Source organism: Tropicimonas isoalkanivorans (genome assembly GCF_900112335.1).
Taxonomy (GTDB): domain Bacteria; phylum Pseudomonadota; class Alphaproteobacteria; order Rhodobacterales; family Rhodobacteraceae; genus Tropicimonas; species Tropicimonas isoalkanivorans.
Window position 1 is genome coordinate 20,493 of record NZ_FOLG01000018.1, and the last position, 22,611, is coordinate 43,103.

22 protein-coding genes are annotated in these 22,611 nt (G+C 63.9%); 17 read left to right on the plus strand and 5 right to left on the minus strand.

Annotated features, from left to right (window positions below; genetic code table 11):
* Positions 1-47: 47 nt before the first annotated feature.
* Positions 48-1,136: a 4-oxalomesaconate tautomerase gene (locus BM075_RS20955; protein WP_093362709.1), complete on the plus strand. Its 1,089-nt coding sequence runs from the start codon at positions 48-50 to the stop codon at positions 1,134-1,136.
* 152 nt (positions 1,137-1,288) lie between these two features.
* Entirely contained in the window at positions 1,289-2,185 is an 897-nt protein-coding gene (locus BM075_RS20960; RefSeq protein WP_093362661.1) for a LysR family transcriptional regulator, read from the plus strand.
* Between the two features lie 394 nt (positions 2,186-2,579).
* On the opposite strand, the gene BM075_RS20965 is transcribed toward BM075_RS20960, so the two are convergent.
* Together BM075_RS20965 and BM075_RS20970 are read right to left on the minus strand one after the other, a co-directional pair.
* A complete protein-coding gene (locus tag BM075_RS20965; RefSeq protein WP_093362662.1) occupies positions 2,580-3,197 on the minus strand; it encodes a DUF1349 domain-containing protein in 618 nt (205 codons plus the stop codon).
* Between the two features lie 187 nt (positions 3,198-3,384).
* Positions 3,385-4,467, minus strand: coding sequence for a LacI family DNA-binding transcriptional regulator (locus BM075_RS20970; protein ID WP_093362663.1), 1,083 nt, complete (start codon positions 4,465-4,467; stop codon positions 3,385-3,387).
* A gap of 408 nt (positions 4,468-4,875) precedes the next feature.
* Between BM075_RS20970 and BM075_RS20975 the strand changes: the two genes are divergently transcribed.
* The 6 genes from BM075_RS20975 (at position 4,876) to xylA (ending at position 12,978) form a co-directional block, all read left to right on the plus strand.
* Entirely contained in the window at positions 4,876-6,171 is a 1,296-nt protein-coding gene (locus BM075_RS20975; RefSeq protein WP_093362664.1) for an extracellular solute-binding protein, read from the plus strand.
* Positions 6,172-6,386: 215 nt separating this feature from the next.
* The gene (locus tag BM075_RS20980) at positions 6,387-7,202 is read left to right on the plus strand and encodes a carbohydrate ABC transporter permease (protein WP_245758938.1); all 816 of its coding nucleotides are present in this window, start codon (positions 6,387-6,389) and stop codon (positions 7,200-7,202) included.
* Between the two features lie 5 nt (positions 7,203-7,207).
* Complete coding sequence (locus tag BM075_RS20985; RefSeq protein WP_093362666.1) at positions 7,208-8,041, plus strand: carbohydrate ABC transporter permease; 834 nt, start codon at positions 7,208-7,210, stop codon at positions 8,039-8,041.
* 17 nt (positions 8,042-8,058) lie between these two features.
* Positions 8,059-9,204, plus strand: coding sequence for an ABC transporter ATP-binding protein (locus tag BM075_RS20990; protein ID WP_093362667.1), 1,146 nt, complete (start codon positions 8,059-8,061; stop codon positions 9,202-9,204).
* A gap of 48 nt (positions 9,205-9,252) precedes the next feature.
* Positions 9,253-11,664, plus strand: coding sequence for a glycoside hydrolase family 3 N-terminal domain-containing protein (locus BM075_RS20995; RefSeq protein ID WP_093362668.1), 2,412 nt, complete (start codon positions 9,253-9,255; stop codon positions 11,662-11,664).
* 3 nt (positions 11,665-11,667) lie between these two features.
* On the plus strand, positions 11,668-12,978 hold the full coding sequence (xylA, locus tag BM075_RS21000) for a xylose isomerase (RefSeq protein ID WP_093362669.1): 1,311 nt from the start codon (positions 11,668-11,670) through the stop codon (positions 12,976-12,978).
* Between the two features lie 110 nt (positions 12,979-13,088).
* Here xylA and BM075_RS21005 read toward each other — a convergent pair whose 3' ends face one another.
* Positions 13,089-13,991: a LysR family transcriptional regulator gene (locus BM075_RS21005; protein WP_177208440.1), complete on the minus strand. Its 903-nt coding sequence runs from the start codon at positions 13,989-13,991 to the stop codon at positions 13,089-13,091.
* 136 nt (positions 13,992-14,127) lie between these two features.
* Here BM075_RS21005 and BM075_RS21010 point away from each other — a divergent pair, with 136 nt between their 5' ends.
* The 5 genes from BM075_RS21010 (at position 14,128) to BM075_RS21030 (ending at position 17,758) form a co-directional block, all read left to right on the plus strand.
* Positions 14,128-14,523: a (R)-mandelonitrile lyase gene (locus BM075_RS21010; RefSeq protein WP_093362670.1), complete on the plus strand. Its 396-nt coding sequence runs from the start codon at positions 14,128-14,130 to the stop codon at positions 14,521-14,523.
* A gap of 90 nt (positions 14,524-14,613) precedes the next feature.
* A complete protein-coding gene (locus BM075_RS21015; protein ID WP_093362671.1) occupies positions 14,614-15,630 on the plus strand; it encodes a zinc-dependent alcohol dehydrogenase family protein in 1,017 nt (338 codons plus the stop codon).
* 337 nt (positions 15,631-15,967) lie between these two features.
* Positions 15,968-16,621 carry a CoA transferase subunit A gene (locus tag BM075_RS21020; protein WP_093362672.1) on the plus strand — a complete coding sequence of 218 codons (654 nt, stop codon included), beginning with the start codon at positions 15,968-15,970 and terminating at the stop codon, positions 16,619-16,621.
* Between the two features lies 1 nt (position 16,622).
* On the plus strand, positions 16,623-17,276 hold the full coding sequence (locus BM075_RS21025; RefSeq protein WP_093362673.1) for a 3-oxoacid CoA-transferase subunit B: 654 nt from the start codon (positions 16,623-16,625) through the stop codon (positions 17,274-17,276).
* Between the two features lie 284 nt (positions 17,277-17,560).
* A complete protein-coding gene (locus tag BM075_RS21030; RefSeq protein ID WP_093362674.1) occupies positions 17,561-17,758 on the plus strand; it encodes a hypothetical protein in 198 nt (65 codons plus the stop codon).
* Positions 17,759-17,777: 19 nt separating this feature from the next.
* On the opposite strand, the gene BM075_RS21035 is transcribed toward BM075_RS21030, so the two are convergent.
* Positions 17,778-18,782, minus strand: coding sequence for a DUF1214 domain-containing protein (locus tag BM075_RS21035; RefSeq protein WP_093362675.1), 1,005 nt, complete (start codon positions 18,780-18,782; stop codon positions 17,778-17,780).
* A 230-nt stretch (positions 18,783-19,012) separates the two neighbouring features.
* Here BM075_RS21035 and BM075_RS21040 point away from each other — a divergent pair, with 230 nt between their 5' ends.
* Positions 19,013-19,414, plus strand: a complete 402-nt coding sequence (locus BM075_RS21040) for a hypothetical protein (protein WP_093362676.1) — start codon at positions 19,013-19,015, stop codon at positions 19,412-19,414.
* A 284-nt stretch (positions 19,415-19,698) separates the two neighbouring features.
* Here BM075_RS21040 and iolG read toward each other — a convergent pair whose 3' ends face one another.
* Positions 19,699-20,691, minus strand: coding sequence for an inositol 2-dehydrogenase (gene iolG / locus BM075_RS21045; RefSeq protein WP_093362677.1), 993 nt, complete (start codon positions 20,689-20,691; stop codon positions 19,699-19,701).
* A 168-nt stretch (positions 20,692-20,859) separates the two neighbouring features.
* Between iolG and BM075_RS21050 the strand changes: the two genes are divergently transcribed.
* From BM075_RS21050 to BM075_RS21060, 3 genes are read left to right on the plus strand one after another with little or no spacing between them, the layout of a single operon-like run.
* A complete protein-coding gene (locus tag BM075_RS21050; RefSeq protein WP_093362678.1) occupies positions 20,860-21,882 on the plus strand; it encodes a LacI family DNA-binding transcriptional regulator in 1,023 nt (340 codons plus the stop codon).
* A gap of 59 nt (positions 21,883-21,941) precedes the next feature.
* Positions 21,942-22,166 carry an AbrB/MazE/SpoVT family DNA-binding domain-containing protein gene (locus tag BM075_RS21055; protein ID WP_093362679.1) on the plus strand — a complete coding sequence of 75 codons (225 nt, stop codon included), beginning with the start codon at positions 21,942-21,944 and terminating at the stop codon, positions 22,164-22,166.
* Positions 22,163-22,549 carry a type II toxin-antitoxin system death-on-curing family toxin gene (locus tag BM075_RS21060; RefSeq protein ID WP_093362680.1) on the plus strand — a complete coding sequence of 129 codons (387 nt, stop codon included), beginning with the start codon at positions 22,163-22,165 and terminating at the stop codon, positions 22,547-22,549. Before BM075_RS21055 ends, BM075_RS21060 begins: the two co-directional genes overlap by 4 nt.
* Positions 22,550-22,611 lie beyond the last annotated feature (62 nt).

A 22,611-nucleotide genomic window follows, 5' to 3' on the forward strand; every position in this document is an offset into this window, starting at 1 on the left:
CGAAGCGAGCGCGGTGCACCGCTCAACCCTTGTGAATGATGTCGTCGATGCCACAGAGATCCATACCCTTTATCTTCATGCGAGGCGGAACTTCTCGCGGCCCTTACTTCCTGCGCAGTGACCTGCCGGAGGACCGGGAGAAATTGGCCGAAGTCTTGCTGGCGGTTATCGGCGCCGGCCATCCGTGGAATATCGACGGCCTGGGCGGTGGCACTGCAGTGACATGCAAAGTTGCGATGTTATCGCGGTCGGATGATCCTTCGGCAGATGTCGATTACTTTTTCGCTCAAGTGGTTTCGGCGAAGCGGGAGGTCGATTTCTCACCATCCTGCGGCAACATCCTTTCGGGAGTCGGGCCGGCCGCAATCGAGATGGGGTTGGTCGAACCGGGCGACGGCCAAACAACCGTGCGCATCCGGGCGGTCAACACCGGGTCGCTTATCGAAGCCGAAATCCAGTCTCCGGGCGGCGAAGTCGAATACGAAGGCACCACAGTGATCGACGGCGTGCCGGGAACGGCGGCGAAGATTCGACTGACGTTCTCCGAAGTGGTGGGCTCCAAATCGGGACGGATGTTTCCCACAGGAGCATGCATGGAGGAGATTGGCGGTATCCCGCTTACCTGCATCGATGTTGCCATGCCGATGGTCGTTGCACGGGCGTCGGACTTTGGCCTGACCGGACACGAAACCCCTGCCGAGATCGACGGAAATCGGGCGTTCTACGAGCGAATGGAGCCGATACGGGTGGAGGCCGGTCGGAGAATGGGGTTCGGGGACGTGTCTGAAAGCGTGGTGCCAAAATTTGCCCTGCTTGCACCTCCGCGCGCTGGAGGCACGGTAACATCGCGATATTTCATGCCTTGGGACTGCCATCCAAGCTATGCCATTACCGGCGGCATCTGCCTCGCCACATGTGTGCTCGCAGCAGGGACCATAGCCGAAACCGTTGTACCGCAGCGCTTTGACGGACCCGCCGCCTCGATCGTCATCGAGCATCCGTCCGGCCATATGGAGATCGTCGCGGATTTCGACGTCGACGGAGAGCAGCTCGGTCTGCGAAAAATCGGTACCATTCGAACGGCTCGAAAGCTTGCTTCAGGTCAGGTCTTCGTCCCGGCCGGCATCTGGAACTGAATTTCTCCTTCACGACGAACCACGCAACATCTTGCTATCCCTCGGTGGCATGAAGCTGCTTGTGGTCCGGATCGCGTCGGACTTGATTTGGGCCGCTGGTTTGGTATGGGTTTGCGCAGGTTCGCTGAAATTGTTGATTAGGGGGCGGCGGAGTGCGCGTCAATTTCGAACTCCTCGACCTCCGTGCCTTCATCGCTGTCGTCGAACTGGGTAATTTCCGCAAGGCAGCCGAGGCGATGAACCTCTCGCAGCCGGCCTTCTCCCGACGGATCAAGTCGCTTGAGCTGGAACTCGGCGGCCCGCTTCTGGAGAGGTCGACGCGCCATGTGGCGCCCACTGCCTTCGGACGTGAAATCGAACCTCTGGCGCGGCGCCTCATTGACGAGTTCGAGAACCAGATTCTCTCCATATCCGGGGTGGGCGATCAGCAGGCAGGCCAAGTCACCATCGCGTGCATCCCGACTGCGGCATTCTACTTTCTCCCAAAGGCGATCAAGCAATTCAACAGCCGCTACCCACACATCCGTTTTCGTGTCCTCGACGTGTCGTCGGGTCCGGGTCTGGACAGTGTCGCCCGGGGTGAAGCGGAGTTCGGAATTAACTTTATCGGGGCATCTGGGGGTGATCTGAATTTCTCTCCGTTGATTGAGGACCCATTTGTCCTCGCCTGCCGGCGCGACCATCCTTTGGCCAAACATCGTTCCTTGACCTGGTCAGACCTTGAGGATCAGCAACTCATCGGGGTCAGCCGGGCCAGCGGCAATCGGGTCCTCATGGACACTGCGCTGGCAAGAGCTCCAGTCCGCCTGAGATGGTTCTACGAGGTCAATCACCTGTCCACATCCTTAGGTCTGGTGGAGCGGGGGCTCGGCGTCTCTATTCTGCCATTGCTGGCGACTCCGCCGGAAGAGCATCCTTTGCTGATGACAATCCCGATCGTCGATCCGGTGGTAACCAGGGTCATTGGGATCGTCGAACGTCCGTCCGGGCGGTTGTCACCGGCAGCACAGCGGTTCCGGGATATGCTGGTGGAAACCTGGAAAACCTGAAGCGTTTCGCGCTTAATTTGAGGCGCATGCGGGCGAAGTGGCATGCCGCGATAGAGTTAGCGAGGTGGGAGCGGTACCGAGTGATCAAACACGTCAGAGATCGGCTTGGGAGTGAAAGCGCGCGCCACCGATCCTGAGGCTCGAAACGCTGCCATGCCCCGCAACACCCTGGACCGTCCGGTCGCTTACGCCGAAATAGGCCGCGAGTGCTGTAAAATTCACATAATATTAGTTACCGGTCCGTTCGAACGCGGTATGCCCCGCCTCGTCTGGTCTATCTTTACGCTTGGGAAACGGCGTCCAGAGAAGAGTTGGTGAACCTGAGGTCGCGATAAAGTTCAGCCAAATTGTACAATCCCGTACCGCGCGAGGCCGCGTGCCACGGGTCAAAGCGTCAGGCGTGCAGTTCGCGGACCTTGGGCTCACTGACTTCGAACGACGGGAAGCGTGCCGTGAAGCCACCCCGCTGGGGCGAGCAGAGGTAGAGGCCGACGTCGACTTGAGCTGGCTCGACCGGCCACGGTGCAAGTCGTTCCATGCGCCAGCCTGCATCCCCTTCCTGCGACTGCAACAACAGTGCATCCCCGATCCGGGTCGCGCGGATGGTAATGGTGCGGTGCATCGCCTCGGGCATCGCCCGGGCGGACCAGTCCGAGACGCCGTGCGTGACCACGCAGCTCAGGTTTGGAACGCCGTCGGTCACCTCGACCCCGAACTTTACCCAATGCTCCGGACCGGCGCGCAGCATCAACCCAGCCTGGTCGTAGAGCGTCTCGTAATCGCCCGCGAAGGTCAGGGTGGCGGTGAACTCCCCCAATCGCGGCGTCAGCAATGCGTGCCCGTCATCGCGAATGAACCCGTAGTGGGTGCGGCGCCAGAAGTCGGTCTGCTTGCCCGAACAGGCGTGGACCGTGCCGTCGGCATCCACAGACCAGTTCGGGGGCGGATTCGTCCATTCGGCTCCCTCAAGAGAGCGTGGCAGGGATCGGGAAGGCGGAGTCCGGTCCGTCATTGGTATCTCCTGAGGTCAACTCTCCGAAGCATAGGCGGAGTGAGTGCGTCGGCAGAAGTCTATTCCGTTGCGGCCTGTCGTCCGGGTCAGACCGCGGGTTCACCCCCTGAGCCTTTGCCCGGCAGGACTCGGGCCCGGGATTGAAAAACGCGCAAATCTATGTCCGCCGCTGCTGCGCCGGAAAGCTCTACTCCGAAGAACGCCGAGACTTCGCGGAATGCGCCTTCCCGCGTTTGGAGTGGGCACGGACCCGCTCTGCCGACTCGCCCGGGCGGGACGTCGAGTCGCGGTTGACCAGGTGCGTGGGCAGAATGGTCTGGCGGGTGGGAAGATCCAGCCCCACGATCAGTGCAAGCAGCATGTTCACGGCGGACCGGCCCATCTCCTGCAATGGTTGGCGAACGGTCGTCAGTGCCGGATACACTTGGCTTGCCAACAGGATGTCATCGAAGCCGACGATCGAAATATCTTCCGGTATGCGCAAACCCGCCTCGCGGACTGCGGCCATGGCGCCGAGCGCGCTCAGGTCGTTACAGGCAAAGATGGCGGTCGGGCGCTCTGGCAGCGCAAGCAGCGCGCTCGCCGCATCGAACCCCCCTTTCTCGGAATAGTTCCCATCCGCAATCAGACCTTCGTCGGCGTCCAGGCCAAATTGCGCCACCGCGTCCCGGTACGCTTGGAGACGGATGCGCGCAGACGTCAACTGGCAGTTGCCCGTAATGATGCCGATCCGCCTGTGCCCGAGTTCGGAGAGGTGGATCATGGCCTGGCGCCCGCCCTGGTAGCTGTCGGCGCTCACCGAAGGAAAGGTCGACTCGTCCTCCCGGGTATCCACAGTCACGACGGGAACGGATGCGTTCGCCATAATCTCCAGGTAGCCCGCTTCGTAGGGCAGAATTGCGATCACCCCGTCGGAGATCTGTTGCAGCAGGCTCAGAACGCTCCCGGGCGGTTGGCTGTGGTTCTCCGGCAGGGAATAGACCAGCATCTCGTACCCCATCCCGCGCGCCTGGCTTCCGATCCCGAGCACCAGATCCGAGGTAAAGGGCGTGTGGAACTGGGCGATGACGCCAATGATCCGCGTTTTCCCGGCGGACAGCTTCTGGGCCATGGGATTGGTGACATATCCCATTTCATCCGCGATCCGCAGAATGTCCTCCCGCGTCTTCTCGGACAGGCCGGGCTGGTTGTTCATCGCGCGAGATGCGGTCATGCGGGACACGCCCGCAACCTTGGCCACTTCCGCCAGAGTTGGCTTGCGCTTGGTCACGGGAGGCCAGCCTGATCCAGCCGGTTGGCCGGATCTTGTTCACGAGGGCGGCGCCGAGACACATCACGTGCAGGCGGCCACCAAGACTGCATGGGGTCTTTCGCCGCATCTGGAGAGGGGCGCACACTCGCACATTTCCTCACAGTCCGCGGAACGTAATCGGGGCGTTCGGACACAGTCACTGTCCCGTGCCTCATAACGTTGCTCATAACGTTCAGTTTCCCCCCGCTCCCTTATCCCACTTACAAGATTCGCCGCTAAACGCCCGCTTGTCCACCGTTTGCGTTTCCGAGCTGTGGTAACGGCGTCGCCCGGACCTGTGGCAAAGTGCAAATTGACATCCTGTAACGTTACCGATACCGTAACATATGTGACGAACGGTTTCCAGTCATCGCATGGGAGGAAGACATGCAATTCAGACCGACCGCAAAAGCCGCGAAGCTGCTCAGCTGCGCCGCACTCGCCAGCATCCTGCCGCTGGCAGGGTATTCTCAAGATGTGAAGACCCTCACGTCGTGGGACCTGCAGACGCAGGAAGACACCGTCAAAGTCATCCGGAACGGGATGGACAGGTTCGAAGCGGCGAACCCGGGCTTCAAGGTCGAAGACTCGCACTTTGCCAACGACGCCTACAAAACCAAGCTGAAGATCGCCTTCGGTGCCGACGAGGCGCCGTGCATCTTCTCGTCCTGGGGCGGCGGACCGCTGCGGGAATACATCAAGTCCGATCAGGTCGTGGATCTGACGCCGTACCTGGACGAGAATCCGGAGTTCAAGGACCGCTTCATGCCGGCCAGCTTCACGGCGGTGACCTACGAAGACCACATCTACGGCCTGCCGGCCGAGACGTCGGCCGTCGGCGTCATCATCTACAACAAGGAACTCTTTGCCGAGAACGACATCACGCCGCCCGAGACCTGGGACGAGCTGATGGACGTCGTCGCGCAATTGCAGGAGAAGAACATCGCGCCGTTCGCGCTGGCCAATAAGACCAAGTGGCCGGGGTCGATGTACTTCGTCTACCTCGCCGACCGGATCGGCGGGCCCGAGACCTTCCTGAATGCCGCCGAACGCGCCCCCGGTGGCAGCTTCGAAGACCCGACCTTCATCAAGGCCGGCGAGATGCTGCAGGATCTGGTGAAAGCCGGCGGTTTCGCCCGCGGCTATAACGGTCTGGACTACGACATCGGCGGGTCGCGCCGCCTGCTCTATTCCGGCCGTGCGGCCATGGAGCTCATGGGCACCTGGGAATTCTCGACGATCGCCAACGAGAACCCGGACTTTGCTGACAAGATCGGCTTCTTCCCGTTCCCGTCCGTCGAAGGCGGCAAGGGGGATCCCAACAACGTCGTCGGCACGCTGGGCGACAACTTCATCAGCATCGCGTCCTCTTGCGAGTATCCCGACGCCGCCTTTGATCTGCTCATGCACCTGACCGACGACATCGCCGTGGAGAAAAAGCTAGAGGACAACGGGATCATGCCCGTCAAGAACCTCGAGGTCGACGATCCGTTCCTGTCGGGCGTGATGGACATGGTGGCGGACGCCCCCAGCGTCCAGCTCTGGTACGACCAGGAACTGCCGCCGGCGCTGGCGGAAGTTCACAAGGACACGACCCAGCAGCTTCTCGGCCTTTCGATCACACCGGAAGAAGCCGCTGCGGCGATGGAGGCGGCTGCGAAGGCGCAGGACTCCTCCAACTGATCGGCTGAATAGCCCTTCACCCAAGAACAGGCATTGATCCGGCCGCTGTCGCATGCGGCAGCGGCCGGAGGCATGCCTAACGAAAGGCGGCATTCATGTCTTCCGCTGAAATTGCACCCACTGAATCGGGGCACCGTCAGTCGAGCAGACGGTTTCGCAGAGCGCAAAAGGTAGCACCCTTTGTCTTCCTAGCGCCCGCGGTCCTGCTGTTGCTGGTGTTCCTTCTCTACCCTCTCGTGTCGAGCTTCCGGCTGTCGTTCGTAAGCTGGAACGGCCTTGGCGACGGCGGCGACTTCGTCGGGTTTCAGAACTGGGTGCGACTTGCGCACGACACGCTCTTCTGGCGCTCCGCCTTGCACAACATCCTGCTCGCGGTCTTCTCGGTGGTGGTCCAACTCCCCATCGCGGTGGTGCTGGCGGTGGTTCTGGACGAGGCGAGCAAGGGATCGAGAATTCTCAAGATCCTCTATTTTCTACCACTTCTCATGTCGAGCGTGGCCCTGGGTGTTCTGTTCAAGAACATCTACGACCCCAACTTCGGCCCGATCAACGGCATCCTGTCCGAGCTTGGCCTTTATAGCTGGACGCAAGACTGGCTCGGCGATCCGCGGCTTGCATTGGCCTCCGTGATCGCAGTCGTCTCCTGGCAGTACATTCCGTTCTACATGGTGCTCTTCCTCGCGGCCCTGTCGTCCTTCCCGCGGGAGATCACCGAAGCCGCACGCCTCGACGGGGCCAGCGGGCGGACGATCTTCTGGCGCCTGAAGCTGCCTCACCTGCAGGGCACCTTCCGAACGGCCGCGTTGCTCGTGCTGATCGGCTCGATGCGTTATTTCGACCTGATTTACGTGATGACCGGCGGCGGACCCGAAAACGCCTCGGAGGTCATGGCGACCTACATGTACAGGACCGTCTTCGCCTCCTTCGAGCTCGGCTACGGCAGCACGATCGCCTCGGCCATGTTCTTCATCATCATGGCGATCTCGATCGTCTCCCTGCGTGTCTCCCAACGCTTTGAAACGGAGGTGTAGGGACGATGGCCCATAGATCCTTCAAACTTTCCCGCCTCTCCATCCCGGTGCTCGGCCTGTTCTGGCTGGCTGTGACCACCCTGCCCTTCCTGTTCGTCGTCTTCACCAGCATGAAGACCCTGCAGGAGACCTATACAAACCCCGTCTGGGCCCTGCCGGAATCGTTCAGCCTGGATAACTACATCCGGGTGATCGAGGGGTCCTATCTGACGTACCTGCGCAACAGCGCGTTCGTCATCACGATATCGGTGATCCTGATCGTCATCGTCAGTTCGATGGCAGCCTATGCCCTGGCGCGACTGAAGTTCCGATTCAACACGGCCCTGTTCGGGCTGATCGTCGCCGGGATGATCGTGCCGCTCCACGTGACGCTGGTGCCGGTCTATCTCATGACCCGCGCCATGGGCCTCTATGACACGCTCTTCGCGCTGATCGGCCCCTACGTGGCGACGAGCCTGCCTGTCTCCATCTTCATCCTGACGGAGTTCATGCGGCAGGTCCCGCGGGAACTGGAAGAAGCGGCGCTGCTCGACGGCTGCGGTCCGTTCAAGATCTTCGCAAAGATCTTCTTCCCGCTTTCCACGCCCGGCATTTCCACCGTGGCTATCTACAACGGCATCATGCTCTGGAACGAGTTCGTCTTCGCCTACGTGCTGACCTCGTCGCCGGAGACCCGGACGTTGCCGCTCGCCGTCTGGGAATTCCAGGGCCAGTACGCCGCAGACATCCCGACAATCCTCGCCGTCGTCACCCTCAGCACCCTGCCGCTGATCATCGTCTACGCGATCGGTCAGGAACGCATTGTCAACGGCATGATGGCCGGCTCGCTGAAAGGCTAAGGGACAGGAAACGAACAATGACCAGCATTACACTCAACAATGTCGAAAAGAGTTTCGGCAAGGTGACCGTCCTCCACGATATCGACCTGATGATCGAAGACGGCGAATTCTGCGTCTTCCTGGGGCCGTCCGGCTGCGGAAAGTCCACGCTGCTGCGGATGATCGCCGGCATCGAGACGGTGACCTCCGGGGATCTGCGGATCGGCGGCGAGCGCATGAACGACGTTCTCCCGTCCGAACGCCGGGTCGCCATGGTGTTCCAGAACTACGCGCTTTACCCGCACATGAGCGTCTACGAAAACATGGCGTTCGGTCTGAAACAGGCCAAAACCCCGAAGGACGAGATCGCCAAACGCGTGCAGATCGCCGCCAAGACGCTGCAGATCGAGCCGCTCCTTGAACGGCGGCCGAAGGAGCTTTCCGGCGGCCAGCGTCAGCGGGTCGCCATCGGGCGCGCCATCGTGCGGCAACCGGCAGTGTTCCTGTTCGACGAACCGCTGTCGAACCTGGACGCGGCCCTGCGCGTTCACATGCGGACCGAGATCGCGAACCTGCACCGCGACTTTCCTCACGCCAGCATGATCTACGTCACCCACGACCAGACCGAAGCGATGGCGCTGGCCGACAAGATCGTTCTGCTGCGCTCTGGTGAAGACGTGCTGACCAAGGGAAGTATCGCCCAGTCCGGAAGCCCGCTGGAACTCTATCACCGGCCGAAAAACCGGTTCGTGGCCGGGTTCCTGGGCTCGCCGTCGATGAACTTCCTCCCGGTCACTCTGGTGAACGCCAACACGGAGGGCGCAACAGTGCGCCTTGCATCGGGTGAGATCATCGACGTTCCGGTAGACGCGCGCACGCTGTCTGCCGGGGCGCCGCTCACTCTGGGCGTCCGGCCGGAACACATGGTCCCTGCCCCTCCGGGAACCGACACGCAGGTGATCCGCAAGGTCGTCCATTCGATCGAGAACTTTGGCGAGCACAGCTATCTCTACCTGTCCGATACGCCCGACGAGCCCTGTATCGCCAAGGTGGCCGACGACGTTCTCGAAACGGCCGAGGGGCCGGTGGCGTTCCGCGTCCGGCCCTCCGCCTGCCACCTGTTCGACGCCAACGGTGACGCCCTGCCGTACTTGGCCGACGCGACCTCGCGCACCTTCGCCTGATCGCACCCCTTTATCGCGGCCACGGCCGCGCAACCTGATGGAATTACCATGACTGACCTCTACAAAGACCCGGCACAGTCCATCGAGGCACGTGTCGACGACCTTCTGGCGCGCATGTCGCTCGAAGAAAAGATCGGACAGATGCACTCGGTGTGGCTGTTTCTCAACGAGAATGGCCAGCACACGACCCGCAGCGATCAGTTCACCGGCTCGTCCGACCAGGATACGCTGAAGGACATGCTGAACACCGGCCTGGGGCAGATCACCCGGCCCCTCGGCACCCGCACCGTTGAGCCGGCGGCCGGCGTTCGCGCGCTGAACAGCCTGCAGAAGTACCTCGTCGAGGAAACACGGCTGGGCATCCCGGTGATGTCGCACGAAGAGTGCCTGTCCGGGCTCATGATCAGCGGCGCCACGCTCTTTCCGTCGGCGCTGTCCTTCGGCGCGACCTGGAACCCGGAGCTGGTCGAACGTGTCGGCGATGCGATCGGTGCCGAGCTGCGCATGATCGGCTGCCACCAGGGGCTTGCCCCGGTGCTCGACGTTGCCCGCGACTCGCGTTGGGGCCGCACGGAGGAGACTTTCGGCGAAGATCCCTACCTCACCGGTGTCCTCGCGACCCGCTACGTAAGAGGGCTGCAAGGCGAAAAACGCGACGTGCTTGCAACGCTCAAACACTACGCCGGTCACTCCGCCAGTGAAGGCGGCCGCAACCATGCGCCGGTGCACATGGGATGGCGGGAGTTGAACGACACGTTCCTGTTGCCGTTCGAAATGGCCGTGAAGCTCGGCAATGCCGGCTCCGTGATGCCGGCCTATCATGATATCGACAACGAACCCGTCCACGCCTCCAAGCACCTCCTGACCAAGGTGCTGCGCGACGACTGGGGCTTTGATGGCATCGTCGTTGCCGACTACGTCGGCGTCAGCCTGCTCTACCAGCACCACGGCATCGCCACGGATACCGCGGAGGCCGCGGCCCTCTCGTTCAATGCGGGCCTCGACGTCGAACTGCCGGGCAATGACTGCGCCAAGGACCTCAAGCTGGCTATCGAACGCGGCCAGATCTCTCTCGACAAGGTTGACGAGGTGGTGCGCCGCGTCCTGACGGAGAAATTCCGCATCGGGCTGTTCGAGAAGCCCTATACCGACGACGCGGCAATCGAGCTTCGATCCGACGCGGCAGTGCAGGTCGCCCGCGAGGTCGCGGAACAGTCTGTGGTCATCCTCGACAACAACGGCGTGCTGCCGCTGGACGACCGGGCGAAGGTGGCGGTCATCGGCCCGACCGCCGACGATCCGCTGGCGCTCCTTGGCGACTACAGCTTCCCCGTGCACCTCATCCACAATGAAGAAACGGATGACGTGGCGACCGTCGTCACCCCGCGCGCGGGCCTCGAGGCGGCGCTCGGAGACGGCCGGGTCGTCTACGCCCGGGGCTGCAATATCCTCGATGAGCGCAAAGCCGGCGCGCCGGTCTTCCCCGGCGATGTTGACGACAGCACGAGCCTGCAGCAAGCGTCGCCGCTGTCCTCCCGGCTCGACATGATCCCCGAGGCCGTGGCTGCCGCCGAAGCCGCGGATGTCGCCATCGTCTGTGTCGGCGATCTGTCCGGCATCTTCCAGACCGGCACCGTCGGCGAAGGCTCCGATGTCGACACGCTGGAACTGCCGGGGGTGCAGCAGCAATTGCTGGACGCCGTGGTCGCCACCGGCAAGCCCGTCATCGTGGTGGTGATCAGCGGTCGCCCCTACAACCTCGGCGGCCTTGAGGACAAGATCGCGGCCCAGGTCTGGGCATTCTTCGCCGGGCAAGAAGGCGGGACAGCGCTCGCAAGCGTCCTAACCGGCGCGATCGAACCTTCCGGGCGTCTCACGCTCTCGGTCCCGCGAAGCGTTGGCGCCGCGCCGTACTTCTACAACCACGCCTTCAAGAGCTCCGGCACGCCAATCGCCCGCCACTTCGGCAGCCGGTATCCGTTCGGCCACGGCCTGGCGTACACGGACTTCGAGTTCGCCAACCTGGAGCTGGAAGCGGATACCGTGGACATCGAAAGCGGCGACGTTCGCCTGTCTTTCGAGATCCGCAACACCGGCAAGCGCGACGGCGTGGCCGTTCCGCAGCTCTACGTCCGCGACGAACTTGCCAGCGTCGTTCGCCCGGTCAAAGAGCTGAAGGCATTCGGCCGGGTGAGCCTCAAGGCCGGGGAAACCGCGCGTGTTACCTTCAGCGTTCCCAGCGACATGCTGAGTTTCACCGGGCCGGAGGGCACGCGCATCGTCGAGCCCGGCTTCTTCACGCTGATGGTCGGTGCGTCGAGCGGCGATATCCGGCTGACCGGACGTGTAGAGGGGACCGGCGCCCGCCGCACGCTCCCCAAAGACTGGCGGATGGAAAGCACGTGTGAATTCGAAACCATCGCGACGTCCGCGCAAGCCGTCGCTGCAACTGGAGTGTGACCCATGAAAACCGATTTTTTCTCAGGGATCGAACCCGCGCAGTATAAAGGAACCGACAGCACGGATCCGCTGTCCTTCCGCTACTACGACAAGGACCGGAAGGTGATGGGCCGGCGCATGGAGGACCATCTCCGGTTCTCCGCGGCGTACTGGCATTCCTTCACCTGGCCGGGCAGCGACCCCTTCGGCGGCGAAACTCTCAACCGCCCCTGGATGCACGGCGACGACGCCATGGAACTGGCGCGTCAGAAGGCCGATGTCGCCTTCGACATGTTCGAGCTTCTGGGCGTTCCCTACTTCGCATTCCACGACATCGACGTCGCCCCCGAAGGCGGCAGCCTGCGGGAGTTCAACGCCAACCTGAACGCCATCGCCGACATCTTCGAGAGCAAGATGCAGTCCTCCGGGGTCAAACTGCTCTGGGGCACGGCGAACATGTTCAGCCATCGCCGCTTCATGTCGGGCGCGGCGACGAACCCCGACCCGGACGTCTTTGCCTACGCCTGTGGCCAGGTGAAGGCGGCGATGGACGTCACCAAGCGCCTGGGCGGCGAGAACTATGTTTGCTGGGGCGGCCGTGAAGGCTACGAGACGCTTCTCAACACCAATCTGAAACAGGAGCTGGATCAACTCGGCCGCTTCCTGTCGATGCTGGTGGAGTACAAGCACAAGATCGGCTTCGACGGCCCGATCCTGATCGAACCGAAACCGAAGGAGCCGACCAAGCACCAGTACGACTATGATGTTGCCACGGTGTACGGCTTCCTGAGCCGCTACGGCCTGCTCGACGACGTAAAGGTCAATATCGAGCAAAACCATGCGATCCTCGCCGGTCATTCGTTCGACCACGAAGTGCGGCTGGCTTATGCCCTCGGTATCTTTGGCTCCATCGACATCAACCGGGGCGATGACCTGCTCGGTTGGGATACGGATCAGTTCGCGATGAACGTTCCCGAGATCGCGCTGCTGATGCACGAGATCCTGAAGAACGGCGGGTTCCAGACCGGCGGCCTGAACTTCGACGCCAAGATCCGGCGCCAGTCGATCGATCCGCAGGACCTTCTGATCGCGCATGTGGCCTCGATGGATGCCTGCGCACGCGGCCTGCTGGCGGCGGAGAAGATGCTGGAAGACAAAGCGCTGGAGGGCCCCCTCGCCGACCGGTACGCAGGCTGGTCCGAGCCGGAGCCGCAGGCGATCCTCGCGGGGGAACGCTCGCTGGAAGAGGTCGCCATGAAGGGCCTCGAAACTTCGCCGCAACCGCGGTCGGGGCGGCAGGAGTACCTTGAAGGTGTCCTGAACCGCTACGTCTGAGACCTGCGGTTCCGCCGTCGCGAGGCGGCCGGGACATCGATCTGAACCGGGGACCCGGCCTCCCGCCTCACGGTGGGGGGCCGGGTCTTCTTCGTACCGCCCTGCCCTCCTTACCCGGCCCGATACCGCAGCGCATCGGCCAGCAGGCGGAACGATGGGAGGCGCTGACGGCGGCTTGGGAAATAGAGGTGATAGCCTGGGAACGGCGGGCACCAGTCCGTGAGGCAGGCGACGAGGTCCCCCCGCGCCACGAGGTCCCCCAAGTGGTCCTCCGGCAGGAAGACGAGTCCTTCGCCGGCAATCGCCGCAGCGATCATCAGATCGGGATCGTTGGAGGTGAACTGCCCCTCCACCCGCACGTTCAGCGCCTGCCCGTTCTTCTCGAATTCCCACGCATAGAGCCCGCCCAGCGTCGGCAGGCGCAGGTTGATGCAGTTGTGCTCCGTCAGGTCGCGCGGCGTCTCCGGCGCCGGGCGGCGAGCGAAATAGGCGGGGCTCCCGGCGACGATCATCCGCATGTCAGGACCGATACGGATCGCGATCATGTCCTTCTCCACCTCCTCGCCGAGGCGGACGCCGGCATCGAACCCTTCCCGCACGATATCCACCAGCCGCTGGTCGATGTTGATCTCGATATTGAGGCCCGGATAGGCCGCCATCAACGCGCTCACGGCGGGCATCAGGATGTCACGGGCGACATTTCGGCTGGCCGTGATGCGGATGGTTCCGCTGGGCTGGCTGCGCAGTTCGTCAAGTTCCATGAGCCGGGACTCGATGTCCTCGAAGGCCGGTCCAAGGGTTTCGGCAAGCCGCAGCCCCGCCTCCGTCGGCGCGACGTTCCGCGTAGTGCGCGTGAGCAGCCGAATGTCCAACCGCTCCTCCAGGCGCCGAACCACGTGGCTCAACGCGCTTTGCGAGGTGCCGAGACGGGCGGCTGCACGGGTGAAACTGCGTTCCTCGGCCACCGCGAGGAACGCCATGAGGTCGCCAAGTTCATCCCGACGCAAGGGCATGAAGTCGGACTCCTGCCGATTGATGAATGATCGATATAGGCACAATAGGCAATTCATCTCTAATCCGGAAGGGAGCAGGACCTATACTTGTCAAAGCCCGACATGTGACCCGGTGCCTGTGACGAAAGGAAACCCGATGAAGATCCTCACCCCGAGCGACCAGCCCTCCGCCCAGGGACCAGCGGAGACGTTCTCCGGGCAAGTCCGGATCGACGGCATGTTCGCCATGCCCGACCCCGCCTCCGGCGCCGCAGCGCTGGTCACCTTCGAGCCAGGCGCCCGCACGGCCTGGCACACCCACCCGCGCGGCCAGCTTCTGCTCGTCGTCTCTGGCGAAGGCTGGGTGCAGACCGAGGGTGGACCGAAACAGACGATCCGCGCGGGCGACACCGTTTGGTTCGATCCCGGCGAGCGCCACTGGCACGGCGCGACGGCTCAGAATGCGATGAGCCATGTCGCCATCCAGGAGCGGGAGAACGGCTCCCCCGTCGACTGGCAGGAGCATGTCACCGACGAGGACTACCTCTCCTGAGGCCACGCCTACCCGCACCGGCCTGACACCATTCTTCACCCGTCAAAGCAGCGCCGCCCGCGCCCTGCCCGACTCATCAAGGAAAGTTCCATGTACGCCACCCTCATGCATGCCCCCGGCGACGTCCGCTACGAACGCGTCGACGATCCGAAAATCCTCAAGCCCACCGACGCAATCATCGAGCTATCGGCCACTTGTATCTGCGGATCGGACCTCTGGCCCTATCGCGGCGCTCAGCCCTTCGAGGAGCCCATGCACATGGGCCACGAGTATTGCGGCAAGGTAATCGAGGTGGGCAGCGAGGTCCGCACGATCCGCCCGGGGCAATTCGTCGTCGGCTCCTTCGTGATCTCGGACAACACCTGCCCGCATTGCCAGTTCGGCTACCCGTCCTCGTGCGAACAGCGGGAATTCATGTCCGGCGCACAGGCGCCCTACGCTCGCGTGCCACTGGCCGACGGCACGCTCGTCGCCACCGAGGAAATGCCGACTGACGAACAGATCCCCTACATGCTCGCAAGCTCCGACGTGCTTGGCACGGGTTACTACGCAGCCGAAGCCGCCGGTGTAACCAATGGCTCGACCGCCGTCGTGGTCGGGGACGGAGCGGTGGGCCTGATGGCCGTCCTCTCCGCCAAAATGCGCGGCGCCGAGCGCATCATCGCCATGAGCCGGCACGAAAGCCGCCAGAAGCTCGCCCGGGAATACGGCGCGACGGACATCGTCGCCTCCCGTGGTGAGGAGGGCATTGCCGAAGTGATGGACCTGACCAACGGCGTCGGCGCCGACGCGGTGCTGGAATGCGTGGGCCTGCAGCAGTCCATGGATCAGGCCCTCGGCGTCTGCAGGCCCGGCGGCGCGGTCGGCTTCGTCGGCGTGCCGCACGAGGTGACCTTCACCGGCGAGGGGCTCTTCTTCGCCCAGAAGCGCCTGTTCGGTGGTCCGGCCCCGGTACGCCGCTACCTGCCGGATCTGATGCAACGCGTGTTGGAAGGCGAGATCAAACCGGGCAAGGTCTTCGATCTGGAACTGCCCATCGCCGAGGTGGCGGACGGCTACCGCGCCATGGACGAGCGCCGCGCGATCAAGACCCTGCTCCGCGTCTGAAACCTCGCAGGCCTGCGGCGCGCCCCGATCCCGCGTCACAGGCCACCTCCCAGCCGCTTCGCCCGAATTCCGCGGCGCAGCGACGCGGGGGGAGTGGCATTGCGGCCAGTGGTTTACAAACGGCTCGTCGCCGTACCATGCTTGCGCCGACTCTCCGGCTCACATGGCGGTAATCCGGGTCGTAACGACTCCCCTGCGGCCCGCGCGCCCGACTGTTCGCGATACACCCCGACCGTATCGCACTTCGGCGTGCGACATCCTCCTCGGTCCGGCGCGGCGACTTGTATTGGATGCGGCGGTCCGGGAGCGGCCTCCGGATGGGAAGGAGATCTGGCGGATGAAGACAGCGAAGAAACCCCGCGAGCTGGCGGAGATGGTGCCCGAGGGCGCCGTTCTGCTGATCGGCGGGTTCATGGCCGTGGGCACGCCCGAGCGGATGATCGACGCGCTGGTGGAGCGCGGCGTAGGCGGCTTCACGGTGGTCGCGAACGACACCGCCATGCCGGGCCACGGCATCGGTAAGCTGGTGACAGCGGGCCTTATCTCCCGCGCCATCGTTAGCCACATCGGGCTCAACCCCGAAACGCAGGCCAAGATGATCGCAGGCGAGATAGACGTGGAGCTGGTGCCACAAGGCACGCTGGTGGAACGCATCCGCGCCGGCGGCGTGGGCCTCGGCGGAGTGCTGACGGCGACCGGCCTCGGCACGCCGGTGGCCGACGGCAAGCCGGTGGTCGAGGTCGACGGCAAGAGCTTCCTGCTGGAGAAACCGATCCGCGGCGACTTTGCCCTGATCCGCTGCAAACACGCGGACTACAAGGGGAACCTCGATTACGCTCTGACCGCACACAACTTCAACCCGATCATGGCCATGGCCGCCGATACGGTGATCGCCGAGCCGCAGGAGATCGTGCCGATCGGCGCCATCCCGCCGGATGCGGTGAAGACGCCCGGCATCCTGGTCGATCACCTTCTGTCGCGGGGGAACTGACATGAACGCGAAGGAAATCATCGCCCGCCGCGTCGCGCTGGATGTGCGGGACGGAATGCTCGTCAACCTCGGCATCGGCCTGCCAAGTCTGGTCGCCAACTACCTCCCCGACGATGTAGACGTCTTCTTCCAGGCCGAGAACGGCGTGATCGGGCTGGGTGCGCGGCCGCCGGAAGGCATGGAGGACCCGGACCTGACCGATGCCGGCGGCGGTTTCGTGACCGCCGTTCCCGGCGCGGCCTCCATCGACTCGGCCATGTCCTTCGGGCTGATCCGGGGCGGGCACCTGGACATGACGGTTCTCGGCGGGCTTCAGGTGGACGCGCGCGGCTACCTCGCCAACTGGATGGTGCCCGGCAAGATGGTGCCCGGCATGGGCGGCGCGATGGATCTTGTCGCCGGCGCTCGCAAGGTCGTGGTCTCGATGGTCCACACGGCCAAGGGCGAGCCCAAGATTCTGCCCGAATGCACCCTGCCGCTGACCGCCACGCGCCGGGTCAGCCTGATCGTGACCGAGATGGCGGTGATCGAGCCCACCGACGACGGGCTGGTGCTGCGCGAAGTCGGACCGGGTGTTTCGGTGGAGGACGTTCGCGCTGCCACCGCCGCAGAGTTGCACATCGTGGGCGACGTGCCCGAAATGCGCCTCACCTGACCGCCCCGCGTCGCCGCTCCCAGTGGTGGGCGGCGGCGTCCGGCGGCGGGTCACGGACGCGCCCAACCGAAGCCGTCAGCCGTGCTTCCGCCGGATCGTCACGAACACAGTGCGGCATCGAAGTCCCGATCGCGCGCCCGCCCACTGCCCCCTTCCCTCTGATAGACCCGCCGCCGCCGGAGCATTCCCCGGCGACGCTGTGTTTCCAAAGCGGGAACCGGCCGGCCAACTTTTCGCCCATTTGTTGGCCAAGTCTGGTCATTCATCTTAATTGGCAGGTACCCATGACGACGAGATTTGGTCAGGACGGATTTCAGACGGCTGTCGCATTCTTCAAGGCGCTGCCATCACAGCTTCTCACCAAACACCAGGAGGCGCGGGACGAACGGCACATCCGCCGCATGGTTGACGAACTCGACTGGCGCAACGAAGGGCCCAGGAAAGCCGTGCGCCGAAAGAACAATCCCCTGAGCCGACGCTAACCTCTTCGCCGTCCCGGCGTCAGGTCGCCTCCTCCACCTCGGGGAGCGTATACGTCCGGTCGAGCACAGCCTGACCCGGGCGGTAGATGCGCATCAGGAAGTTCCAGCCCCGGGTTATGTCCACCCGGTTCGGCTGGTCGCCGCAAAGCGCCTCGGGGCCGAAATGAACGGTGAACGTGCCGTCCTCGTTCAGCGTCACGTTGCGGTCGTTGACGATGTTGGTGTCGCTCTCCATGAACCCGTCCGCGCCATAGACGGTGATCGACCAGAAGGCGTCGTTCGGCGGCACGTCGTAGGTCGCGGTGTAACAGGCATCCTCCGACTCCGGGCCGGTGTAGTTGATATAGACGGCATCCTTCTCCGGGAAGAGGCCCCACGCTCCCGCCACCGCAAGATGCCGCGTCTCCTCGTTCACCGTGCCGCGCGGCCCCATCCAGTCCGGCTCGTACTGGGTATAGGTCTGGAATTCCTCCTCGTACTCCGCCCGCAGGTCGAGCATGCTGTCCACGTCCCACTCAGGGTCCGGGAACAGGTCATGGCTCGAACCCTCTATGACGAACGCATTCTGCATTTCGTTGACGAGCGCGATATCGTCCGGATTGCCCGGGTCCATCATCTGGATGCGCATGATCAAAGCGACGTACTTGGTGTCACCCGGAATGTCGTATGTCCCCGGCTCGTAGAATACGGCCGGCGCGTAATGGTCGTTGTCGATGACCAGAACAGAAAAATACCGGTCGTCCGGAAACTCCGGAATGGTGATCGTCGCCCCGCCCTCGGTGTCCACAACGGCGCCCGCATAAAGCGTGTCGCGGTTCATACGCACAACCGCCTGTTCGTCCAGCGGCGTCGGCTTCCGGATGTAATAAAACCGGTTCACGTCGCTGCCCGCCTTCAACTGGAAAACGGCGAACGACATGTCGACCTCGGCCCGAATGTAAGTTTCCGGTGTTACCATTTCCTGCGCCGGAACTGGAAAAGATGTGAGCGCAAGGAGGCCCACGACCGTAGCAATGCTTTTCATCGAATGGTCCTTTTCATGACCCGAAACGGTGGGAATGCCTTAATACACTAATAAGAGATACGCTGGACAACGCGTCGGTCAAACACCAATCGAGTCCCGGCCGGGCGGCAAACTGCCCTGTCCGGCGCCGCGCACTTCGCGCGGTATTCGATCTTGCCACTGCATTGTGGCCGCATTTCACCCGCAACGTGCGGCGACTCGACCGAGATCCAGCCGACCAAAGGGGCGGAATGTCACGATACGTCGACAGCCACCTCGCCCTGGCCAAACGGCTCTCCAACGAAACCGGCCGTCCCATTGCCGACTGCATGGCCGAGGCTGCGGAGATCCTCGTCCGCCGGCGGCGCGCCTCCCGCCTGCCAAAGACCAGTGCCCTGCTGATTTTCCTCGCGGCGGCCTTCGCCGTGAAAACCGCCGATGCCGTGGCCTACGCCGCGGGGACTGGCGGCCAGCTCCCCCCATTCGCCTCCGTCGCCCTCACCGGGGCCGCACTTGCGGGGATCTTCTGCCTCGCTCCGGAACTGCCGCTGCTGTCGCGGCTCTGGACCCGCCTCAATACCCCCCTCTTCATGGCCTCCATGATCTGGGTTCTGCTCGGCGATCCGACCGGCGCTTCGGCCCTTGTCGGTTAGCTGGCGAGCGCCGCCTACTTCGCCATCGCCACCCACGCCGCCCTGAGTGGTGCCTTGGATCCCGATCGCGCGCTCGACCTCCGTTCCAGGCTCAGCCAGAAGCCTTTCTGGAACCCTTGCGGCTGAATCCCCAAAGCCGCCGTTCCCAGCGGCGAGCGGGTCTATCGCAAAGTTCAGCGGGAGGCCACCCGGCGGCACGGTCGCCCGCGCCGCCAACTGGCTCTTGCATCAAGCCGGCGGCCGCGCGGGGCTGCAACGCCACGCGGCCGCCGATCACGTCGGCCTCAGAGGTCGAGCGCGACGGGCTGTCCCGTTTGGGCCGACCGCGTGGCGGCCTCCGCCAGGGCAAGGGCCTTGATGCCGTCTTCCAACGTCACCGGCATGTCGGTCCCATTCAGAACAGCGCTAACGAAGGCATCCCATTCGGCGACATAGGCGGGCATGTATCGTTGCAGGAAGAAGTACGTGGGCTTGGCGCCGACGACACCCTCTGCGGTCGCTTTCGAGACCGTATTCTCCAGCATGTTCGCCGCCGAGAGCAGACCCTCGGAGCCCAGCAGTTCTACCCGCTGGTCGTAACCATAGGCGGCGCGGCGGCTGTTCTTGATCACCCCGAGGCGTCCGTCGCCATAGGTCAGCGTGACCACGGCGGTATCGACGTCGCCCGCAGCGCCGATCTCCGGATCGACGATGGAGGTGCCGACCGCCTGCACCATCACCGGCGCATCCCCCATGATAAACGCCGCCATGTCGAAATCGTGGATCATCATGTCCCGGAACAGCCCGCCGGACACCTTGACATAGGCCACGGGCGGTGGCGCGGGGTCGAAAGAGGTGATCGACAGTAGCTCCGCCTTGCCGATCTCACCCGCTTCCAGCGCGGCCTTCACGGCAGCGAAGTTCGGGTCGAACCGGCGGTTGAAGCCGATCATCACCGGCTGGCCGCTCGCCGCAACCTTCGCCTGGCAGGCCTTGGCCCGCTCCAGCGACAGGTCCACCGGCTTCTCGCACAGTACCGCCTTGCCGGCCGCCGTGGCCGCTTCGATCAGGCCCGAGTGCGTGTCGGTGGATGTGGCCACGAGGACGGCGTCGATGGACGGGTCCTGAAGGATCTCCTCCGACGTCCGCGCCTCAGCGCCGAACTGCGCCGCCAGCTTTTCGGCCGCCTCGGCATTGATGTCGGACACGGCGACCAGTTCGCTCTGCGCGTGACCGGCGATATTCACAGCATGCACCTGTCCGATACGGCCGGCGCCCAGCAACCCAACTTTCAGCATATGCTCCTCCAGAATCGCGGCCCCTCGCCGCGCTTTGCCGGGAAATTCTGCCGTTTTGCACGCGCGTGCAACAAGTTTCTGCTCGCGTGTGCAATTCGTCATGTCGCCCCCACCGTATTCGCTTCAATCGCCCTAAATGCGGGGATAGGATGCCACGAGGAGAAGCCGATGGCGCGGGATGACAGGACCTTACCGGAAGCGCACGTGACCGCCGACGACGTGGCCACGGCGGCCGGCGTCTCCCGTTGGACCGTCAATCGCGCCTTCCGGAAGGATGCGTCGATCTCCGCCCGGAGCCGGGAAAAGGTCATGCAGGCGGCAACCCGGCTCGGCTACGTGCCGGACATGCGCGCGGCCAGCCTTGCCTCCGACCGCTCAAATCTGGTCGCGCTGCTGGTCGACGACTTTTGCAACCCCCACAAGCTGGTCGTTCTCGAACATCTGACCCGCAGCCTGCGTCGCGCCGGATGGGACACGCTGCTCGTCAACACGTTGGACGAGGCCGACGCCGGGCCCGCCTTGCTCAACGCCAGCCAGCGCCGCGTCGACGCTGTCATCCTGATCGGCGTGCAGTTCGACGACGAGGCGCTCAAGACTGCCATCGCCGCGCGGCGGTTCCGCAAGCTGATCGTCTTCGCCCGCTTCTCCCGGAATCCCGACACGATCAACATTGCCGTGGATGACGTGGCCGCCATGACGGAACTTGCCGAATACGTGGCCGCGCGCGGGTACCGGCGGCCCATGTTCCTCGCCGGGCCGCGCACCTCTTCCGCGCATCTGGACCGCAAGGAGACCTTCCTGGCGTTCTGGCAAGCGCGCTTCGGCACGGAGCCGCCCTGCACCTCCGTCGCTGCCTACAGTCCCACCCTCGCCACAGAGGCCGTGACAACGGCGCTCTCCGACCGCCCCGCCGCCGACCTGCCGGACGTGATCGTCTGCGAGAATGACGCCCTCGCGATCGGCGCGATGGATGCGATCCGCCACACTCTTGGGCTGCGCGTGCCGGAGGACGTCGCAGTCACCGGTTTCGACGATGCGCCCCAAGCGCGCAGCGTGGCCTACCGGATCACCTCATTCACGCAACCCGTCGCCGAGATGGCGGATTACCTTGTGGAAGTGCTGGACAGCAGCGAAGACCGCGACTTCAGCCGCCTGTTCCTTGGCCAGCTGAAGCCGCGCGCCAGCGCCTGAGCCTTGCCTCACAGCCCGTCCACCCGTATATACAGAAAGATACACGGGAGAGCCGCGCCATGATCGAGACCAAAATTCGCAAGGTGGGAAACTCGGCCGTCATGACCCTGACGACAGAAATGCTAACGATCCTGGACGCCAAGGAGGGCGACACCCTGTTCGTGGCGCGCGGAGATGACGGCAGCCTAAAGGTCATGGCCCACGACCCCTCCGTCGCGGCGGCTCTAGAAGCCGCCGAGATCGTCATGGACGAGAACCGGGATATGCTCCAGGCCCTCGCGTGACACCCCCCGTCTGGGTACCGCTGGCCGCGGTCGTCGTCATCCACGACCGGCAGATCTCCCGGCATGGCGGCACCCCCGGCCTGCGTGACCGGGCGCTGCTGGAAATGGGCTGTGCCCGCGCCATGAACCTCGCCGCCTATTCGAAGGCCGGCCTGGCCGAGATCGCTGCGGCCTATGCGTTCGGTATCGCCAAGGCCCACGCCTTCGTCGACGGCAACAAGCGCACCGCCTTCGTGACCGCCGTCACCTTCCTGCGGCTGAACGGCCATGCCTTCCGCCCTGCCCCGGTCGAGGGCGTGCGGATGATGGAGGACCTGGCCTCGGGCCGGATCGACGAGGCCGCCTTTGCCGCCTGGCTCACCGCAGGCTGGCGACCGATCTGACCAAACAAAGCACTGGGCCCCCTCCTCCGTGCGCCCGGAGATTGACGCCCGCAGGCCGGCAT

Coding starts and splice junctions, on each gene's coding strand:
- BM075_RS20955 (WP_093362709.1), top strand. CDS start 48: ATGCCACAGAGATCCATACCCTTTATCTTCATGCGAGGCGGAACTTCT.
- BM075_RS20965 (WP_093362662.1), bottom strand. CDS start 3,197: ATGACGGACCGGACTCCGCCTTCCCGATCCCTGCCACGCTCTCTTGAG.
- BM075_RS20975 (WP_093362664.1), top strand. CDS start 4,876: ATGCAATTCAGACCGACCGCAAAAGCCGCGAAGCTGCTCAGCTGCGCC.
- BM075_RS20985 (WP_093362666.1), top strand. CDS start 7,208: ATGGCCCATAGATCCTTCAAACTTTCCCGCCTCTCCATCCCGGTGCTC.
- BM075_RS20990 (WP_093362667.1), top strand. CDS start 8,059: ATGACCAGCATTACACTCAACAATGTCGAAAAGAGTTTCGGCAAGGTG.
- BM075_RS20995 (WP_093362668.1), top strand. CDS start 9,253: ATGACTGACCTCTACAAAGACCCGGCACAGTCCATCGAGGCACGTGTC.
- xylA (WP_093362669.1), top strand. CDS start 11,668: ATGAAAACCGATTTTTTCTCAGGGATCGAACCCGCGCAGTATAAAGGA.
- BM075_RS21005 (WP_177208440.1), bottom strand. CDS start 13,991: ATGCCCTTGCGTCGGGATGAACTTGGCGACCTCATGGCGTTCCTCGCG.
- BM075_RS21010 (WP_093362670.1), top strand. CDS start 14,128: ATGAAGATCCTCACCCCGAGCGACCAGCCCTCCGCCCAGGGACCAGCG.
- BM075_RS21015 (WP_093362671.1), top strand. CDS start 14,614: ATGTACGCCACCCTCATGCATGCCCCCGGCGACGTCCGCTACGAACGC.
- BM075_RS21020 (WP_093362672.1), top strand. CDS start 15,968: ATGAAGACAGCGAAGAAACCCCGCGAGCTGGCGGAGATGGTGCCCGAG.
- BM075_RS21025 (WP_093362673.1), top strand. CDS start 16,623: ATGAACGCGAAGGAAATCATCGCCCGCCGCGTCGCGCTGGATGTGCGG.
- BM075_RS21030 (WP_093362674.1), top strand. CDS start 17,561: ATGACGACGAGATTTGGTCAGGACGGATTTCAGACGGCTGTCGCATTC.
- BM075_RS21035 (WP_093362675.1), bottom strand. CDS start 18,782: ATGAAAAGCATTGCTACGGTCGTGGGCCTCCTTGCGCTCACATCTTTT.
- BM075_RS21040 (WP_093362676.1), top strand. CDS start 19,013: ATGTCACGATACGTCGACAGCCACCTCGCCCTGGCCAAACGGCTCTCC.
- iolG (WP_093362677.1), bottom strand. CDS start 20,691: ATGCTGAAAGTTGGGTTGCTGGGCGCCGGCCGTATCGGACAGGTGCAT.
- BM075_RS21050 (WP_093362678.1), top strand. CDS start 20,860: ATGGCGCGGGATGACAGGACCTTACCGGAAGCGCACGTGACCGCCGAC.
- BM075_RS21055 (WP_093362679.1), top strand. CDS start 21,942: ATGATCGAGACCAAAATTCGCAAGGTGGGAAACTCGGCCGTCATGACC.